At 35.8% G+C, this 6,792-nt stretch carries 6 protein-coding genes; all 6 read right to left on the bottom strand.

Features of this window, described 5'->3' with window-relative positions:
* Positions 1-91: 91 nt before the first annotated feature.
* Positions 92-463: a DUF5376 family protein gene (locus tag ACEYX7_RS10105; RefSeq protein ID WP_374803030.1), complete on the bottom strand. Its 372-nt coding sequence runs from the start codon at positions 461-463 to the stop codon at positions 92-94.
* Between the two features lie 202 nt (positions 464-665).
* A complete protein-coding gene (locus ACEYX7_RS10110) occupies positions 666-2,147 on the bottom strand; it encodes a sodium:solute symporter family protein (RefSeq protein WP_374900529.1) in 1,482 nt (493 codons plus the stop codon).
* Positions 2,148-2,157: 10 nt separating this feature from the next.
* Complete coding sequence (locus tag ACEYX7_RS10115) at positions 2,158-2,463, bottom strand: hypothetical protein (protein WP_374803034.1); 306 nt, start codon at positions 2,461-2,463, stop codon at positions 2,158-2,160.
* Positions 2,464-3,156: 693 nt separating this feature from the next.
* Entirely contained in the window at positions 3,157-4,785 is a 1,629-nt protein-coding gene (gene cysN / locus ACEYX7_RS10120; RefSeq protein ID WP_374806655.1) for a sulfate adenylyltransferase subunit CysN, read from the bottom strand.
* 108 nt (positions 4,786-4,893) lie between these two features.
* Positions 4,894-5,802, bottom strand: a complete 909-nt coding sequence (cysD, locus tag ACEYX7_RS10125; protein WP_374803038.1) for a sulfate adenylyltransferase subunit CysD — start codon at positions 5,800-5,802, stop codon at positions 4,894-4,896.
* 600 nt (positions 5,803-6,402) lie between these two features.
* Positions 6,403-6,690: a hypothetical protein gene (locus ACEYX7_RS10130; RefSeq protein ID WP_374806657.1), complete on the bottom strand. Its 288-nt coding sequence runs from the start codon at positions 6,688-6,690 to the stop codon at positions 6,403-6,405.
* Positions 6,691-6,792 lie beyond the last annotated feature (102 nt).

Consider the following 6,792-nt stretch of genomic DNA (forward strand, 5'->3'; position numbering starts at 1 on the left):
GGCTGTCGCTAAAGCCCTTGATTGTTTCGTATCTCATCTTGTCATTATATCAAAACTTTCGCAAGAGGTCTATTGATAAACATGAAAAATCTTAATCTTCCACACCTATAGTATGATGTTCTTCATAATCAACATTTGGTTGCTTTTTTAAAAACTCTGCCCATAACGCTAAAGCTTTTTTGAATGTCACAGTGCTCAAGCAGGATGTAAATTCTTTATTTTCCTCATCGTATAAAAAATTAATTATAACTTTGTTTTTTTCAACTTCCACACCCCAACTTTGAGAGCTTAGGTCAAAGTTGTTATCATTTTGAAGATGAGTAAGTATAACATTTGCAAAATCAAGATCAATTTCAGATAAATAATAAGATAATATCTGAGCTTCTTTGTTATTTTCAGCAAGAATAGCAGGTATTACAGTATCCCACAGCTCATGTCTTAAAAAATAAAATTTTAAATACATACTAATTCCCCCAAAGTATTGAAAAATTTGACTTTTCGGTTAATCAAATAATAAAACTGTGATCTATATTGTGTTACTACGTTGGACTGATATTCAATAACATCATTGTACTCTTTATTTTTAATACTTTCTGCTAGAATTTACAAAAATAAGCACCAATACATTCTATAACGAATTGGTGCTTACTCTACAACTGAGTCTTTTATACTGTGACTTTACCTCGCCAATTTGCTACGCTTTTATCCGTAAAATACGCCCAAGCCATGGCTGTACCTACCAAGATATATAGATAAATCTCGATTTTTAATCCAGCAATATTCTTTGGCAAGACTTCAAACATTTTGAGTAAAAATACGATTACGCTAAATATAGATACACTTGCCAATGCCAAACGTCTTTGCTGACATACAGTACTTGCTGCAATAACGATAGGCAATAATAATGATGTACCCACAAAAGAGTTAATCGCAAATAAAATCAAAGACTGGAATGAAGTCTGTGCCAAAATCAACGATACGATTGCCACAAATACACCACCGATTTTTACACCGATATTTGATGTTGGATGATCTTGAATATCTTCTTTTAACATTGCAGAACGCCATTCTGTACCGATTGCCAATAATTGACTATCAACAGTGGACATATCCGCTGCCCATGCACCCACGATAAATAATGCAAAGAAAAATAGCGGTGCATCATGACTAATCAAATTGAGAATAAGATTAGCTGCTGAAGTAACTTGTGTGCCTTGGCTTAAATCTGCCGCACGCATACCAATAAACAAGGTCGGTAAAATCACCAAAATTGCAAACACACATAAACCCATGGTTGAGCGAGCAAACGCTTTGTCATTTTTTGCGACCAAAAGTCGTGTTGCCATTTGTGGTTGTACAAAAGGAATCACAATAATTGAGATAAAACTTACAATTAAGAATTGCCAATTAAACAAACCTACAGGACCCGGAGCAGACAATAATGCAGGTTCAATATTTGCCACGTTTTGGAACAATTGGCTAATTCCACCTGCACCATGAATAGCAAAGATCGCAATCGCCCAAACTGCAAACATCAACATCATGCCTTGTACCACATCAGTCACCGACACTGCACGCAAACCACCCATCAACAGCGTCAGTAGCATCAACGCCACAATCAAGATTGACCAAAATAAATGTGTTTCACCCCAAGGCACAGCAGTCTGCATCAGCATTGCAGGACCTTTGATACCAATCGTGACATAAGGAATCATAAATAAAGTCGTTGCAATCACAAAGAAAATGATAACCCACTTTGGTAAACCACTTTGCTTGAGTAACTCAGTGAGATTTTTGGGTGCATGTCCTTGATTACGAAATGCCATAAAACGTGTAAATTGACGCATCTTTAAACCAAAATACAGCAAAATCGCTGCTAAGCATACGTCAGTAATCCCCAAAAATACCCAAGCTGCTACACCGTGATTTTTGAAAAAATCAGGCATCCCTTGTAAAGTAAAAGAACTAAATAAACTCGCTGCTACGCCAAACATCGATAGCATAGTGCCAAAGCCTGAACCAAATAAAAAGTCGTTATTGCCCGTGATTTTTTTGGAAGATGCCCAAGCAATCACTGACAAAAATACGATATACAAGACGAGCAAAGCCAGCACCAAAATTGCTTTGGTGTCTAAAGTAGAAAACATGATAAGCCCCTTATCCTTGGTGGTGATCTTGATGCGGAGGTTGTGATGGATGTTGATGAGATGGTGTATGTTCTTGCACTGAGTAGTTTTCGTGATCTTCAAACTTTAAGCGTGTACCCACAAAAACGACGGTAGTGCACAAAGTGACTGAAACTAAAAACCACATCAATAAAAACATTGGAACGCCAAAAACTATTTGACTTTGCGTTGATGGTGAAACATTGGTAGACAAGATACAGTAGACTGCCAAAGTGATCGGTAAAACAACACAGGCAATACGTAGCACACGCATGCTGCTTTGAGAAATATACTGCATGATGGAAATCCTTTACAATGCAATAGAAGATTGAATAGATATCAGGCAAAATGATATCAACCATCGCTGATACTAATGGACGCTATAATAATGTGAGTTTTACAATCTAGCAACATTTTTTACATTTAATTTAAATAGTATTTCTAATACATTTTATATATTAAATGATGAGATAGTTTTTAAGATATAGGACACAAATATCCCATATTATTTGATATAAGTTTTATTATTCATTCATTAATAAGCTAGCCTATCTATTTTTGCATCAAATAATAAAACAACTGTTTGGCAATAATTTCACTATGCTCTTTCTTCACTTGAAACTGAAAAAAATATTCTTGTGCTAAAATATCATCAATATGCATAGCAGGTATCATAAAAAAATCAATATAAGCCAAATATAATGATTTTACTGCATTGGATATTTGCTGTAAATCAATTAACCAATGCGTTACATCATAAAAGATAACATCATAATCTTGGTTATAATTATCAATTGAAATGTAAGGAAAATGATTTTTTTCGCAATATAACCAATGCTCAGAGGATATTTTTGCAGTTTTTTTTAGACTTGTATCGTCTTAAATCCTCATAATATACCATTTTCTGTACCATTTATTACACCACATTTATATTTAAAAAACTAAAATAAAACGCCCATTATGAGCGTTTTATTTGCAATTTAAATGCTGATTATAATTGAGCCTGTTTAACAATCTGCTCAACCACATCATCAATATTGGTCGCTGTGATTTTCACCACATTTTCTGCATTAACGGCATTATCCAACACCAAAACTAAACCTGTTTTTGCCAACAAATCAATTTGTTCAGTAGATAAATTTGCTTCCGCAATCGCCACAATACCTGCTTGCAATAAGGCACGCTCAAGCTGTTGGGCACTCGCCAATACTGATTTTTCCACCACAGCAATGATGGATTTTTGCCCCAACCGTGTGGCACGTTCTGCCGCTGTAACAGGCTTATTACTATCGCTAACTTGTGCCACATCTTCAATCATACCCGCCGCAATGGTGACATTGCTCAAACGGTCGATAAAGATAAATGCCCCAGTCAAACGGCTGTCCACATAACGGTCAAATACGATTGGGCGATCAAATTCTAATACCACTTCGGCGATTTCATTGAGTGCCAACTGCTCTACACTTGCATGCTCTAAGCTATTGACATCAATACGATATAAAATCTCGCTGACTTTTGCAGGTACAGTTTGCACGCCTGCTTTGATATTGTACAGCTTGCCTTTGACCAATGGCTGTTCATTCATCCAAACCACCGTGGCACGCACCGCACGCGATACGTTTGGCAATTGATTTGGATGCACCAACATATCGCCACGGCTAATATCGATTTCATCTTGCAAAGTAATGGTTACCGCTTGCCCTGCACGAGCGTGGTCTAGGTTGCCATCAAAGGTAACAATCTCTTTGACACGACTACTTTTGCCCGATGGCAACGCCACGATTTCATCACCAACCGCCACTTGACCGAGTGCAATCGTGCCGGCAAAACCACGAAAATCCAAATTCGGACGATTGACATATTGCACAGGCAAACGGAATTCTTGCTTTGGATTGTCATTTTCGACTTGCACATTTTCCAAAATATTCATCAAGGTTTGACCGTGATTTTGTGTGTACCAAGGGGTATTTTCCGACGGATTAACCACATTATCGCCATTCAATGCAGAAATCGGCACAAATTGAATATCTTTGGGTTTACGATCGCCCAATTGCTCAATAAAATTAAAATAATCTTGGCGAATTTCATTAAAACGCTGTTCTGAAAATTCCACCAAATCCATTTTATTCACAGCGACAATAATATGTTTAATGCCCAATAATGCCGAGATATAACTATGACGACGCGTTTGCGTTTGTACGCCATAACGGGCATCAATCAAAATAATCGCCAAATCACAAGTCGATGCACCTGTTGCCATATTACGGGTATATTGCTCATGCCCTGGGGTATCTGCAATAATAAATTTACGTTTTTCAGTCGAGAAATAACGATATGCCACGTCAATAGTAATGCCCTGCTCACGTTCGGCTTGCAAACCATCGACCAATAATGCCAAATCAATTTTATCGCCTTGCGTGCCGACTTTTTTACTGTCGCGTTGCACGGCTTCTAATTGATCTTCATAAATCATTTTTGAGTCATGCAATAATCGACCAATAAGCGTACTTTTACCATCATCGACATTACCACAAGTCAAAAAGCGTAATAAATCTTTTTGCTCGTGTTGTTTTAAATAAGCCAAAATATCTTGACCGATTAAATCTGATTGATGCGACATTTTCTTTACCTATATTTTTTAATCCAATTGGATTATATTGGGATATTTTAAATGTGATTGAATATAATAAAAATCACATTTAAAAATCATATATTTCAACTCGAAAAATTAGAAATAACCTTCCTGCTTTTTCTTTTCCATTGAGCCTGCTTCATCATGGTCAATCATTCGCCCTTGACGTTCTGAACTTGTAGTCAGCAACATTTCTTGAATGATGTCAGGTAAGGTATCAGCAGTCGATTCCACCGCACCTGTGAGCGGATAACAGCCCAAAGTACGGAAACGCACCGAACGCATTTGCGGTACTTCACCCTCTTGTAATGGAAAACGCTCATCATCCACCATAATCAATGTGCCGTTACGCTCCACCACTGGACGCTCTTGGGCAAAATACAGCGGTACAATCGGAATTTGCTCCAAATAAATATATTGCCAGATGTCTAATTCCGTCCAATTTGACAATGGAAATACACGGATGCTCTCGCCTTGATTGACCTTACCGTTATAGATATTCCACAATTCAGGACGTTGATTTTTTGGATCCCAACGGTGTTTGCTGTCACGGAAAGAATAAACCCGTTCTTTGGCACGTGATTTTTCTTCATCACGTCTTGCACCACCGAATGCTGCATCAAATTGATATTTATCCAACGCTTGTTTTAAGCCTTGGGTTTTCATTACATCAGTATATTTTGAGCTACCGTGGTCAAATGGATTAATGCCTTGCTCCACGCCATCCATATTGACGTGTTCGATAAATTTTGCCCCTAATTTTTCAATCATGGCATCACGGAAAGTAATCATTTCTTTAAATTTCCAGCCGGTATTGACGTGCATCAACGGAAAAGGCAATTTTGCAGGATAAAACGCCTTTTGTGCCAAGTGCAACATCACTGCCGAATCTTTACCAATCGAATACAGCATCACAGGATTGGAAAATTCCGCAGCCACTTCACGGATAATTTGGATACTTTCAGCTTCAAGCTGTTTTAAATGGGTTAATTTATCGTTGAGCATTGCTGTCCCTAAGGTGACAAAAATAAAATTGGTCTTGAGTGTAGCATAAAGCATTTTTGCTTTGGATAAATGAAAATGATATGGTTTATCAAAAATCAATAATTTAAATTTTATTTTTATATTTTTCAATAACTTAAATTACTAATAAGTTTTTTTGATGTTGTTAGCAGATTTAGTCATTTCTTTGCATGATTTGCGTACTTTTATTGTTTTTTATTCAGCTAAATACAGCTAATTTTCAAAATTCAACATTTCAAAAATATATTTTCACTAGGTTTTTAAAAATTTTATTTTAAATTTAAAAATACCAATAAATAATTTGTGGAATAACTAAAATAATAAATACGCTACTTACTCGCCATCTTGAAAAATTAATAATAATTTGTAAGATATTTAAAAATAATACAATAAATAAGCAAAATAATGCTACAGTTATCGAATTATCATTAAGCCTAACAATGCCTTCTGACATTAAATATTCATCATATTTATGCAACAATAGAAACACGCATAAAAGTAATATCACTGACAAGAAGTTTGAGAAAAGATAAAAAGAATATTTCATAATGCTTTAAATGCTTGTAAAAAATGAAAACCTTATCAATCTTCAAAATTAATTTGATCGATTTCTAATGAATTGCGTGCTGCATGATATGCTTTAGGTAAAAGGCGTTCTTTATAATATTTGCTTTTCCAAAATGTTTCATGATCCACACTGCCTCTTAAAAGTTCAGCTAATTTAAAGTATGGTACAGTAATTTCATCGTAGGATAATTCATCTCCAAGTACTCTACCAACATGGCTTGTCATATAACTAATAAATGAAAAAGGTTCATCAATTTGCTCTTGTATCGCTAATACATAAATTGGCTTAAACGCATCAATCACGGGTTTTACCATACCTTTTACGAAATTAATAGACCTCTTTCGAAAATGTAAATTTAGCGATTAACTTGCCAATTTATAAATCCTGCCACTAATTTCATTCTC

Source organism: Hubeiibacter jixunmingi (assembly GCF_041928215.1).
In the GTDB taxonomy this organism is placed as follows: domain Bacteria; phylum Pseudomonadota; class Gammaproteobacteria; order Pseudomonadales; family Moraxellaceae; genus Acinetobacter.

Excerpts from the sequence above, each read along its gene's own strand:
- cysD (WP_374803038.1), bottom strand. The coding sequence starts at position 5,802 with ATGCTCAACGATAAATTAACCCATTTAAAACAGCTTGAAGCTGAAAGT.
- ACEYX7_RS10110 (WP_374900529.1), bottom strand. The coding sequence starts at position 2,147 with ATGTTTTCTACTTTAGACACCAAAGCAATTTTGGTGCTGGCTTTGCTC.
- ACEYX7_RS10115 (WP_374803034.1), bottom strand. The coding sequence starts at position 2,463 with ATGCAGTATATTTCTCAAAGCAGCATGCGTGTGCTACGTATTGCCTGT.
- cysN (WP_374806655.1), bottom strand. The coding sequence starts at position 4,785 with ATGTCGCATCAATCAGATTTAATCGGTCAAGATATTTTGGCTTATTTA.
- ACEYX7_RS10105 (WP_374803030.1), bottom strand. The coding sequence starts at position 463 with ATGTATTTAAAATTTTATTTTTTAAGACATGAGCTGTGGGATACTGTA.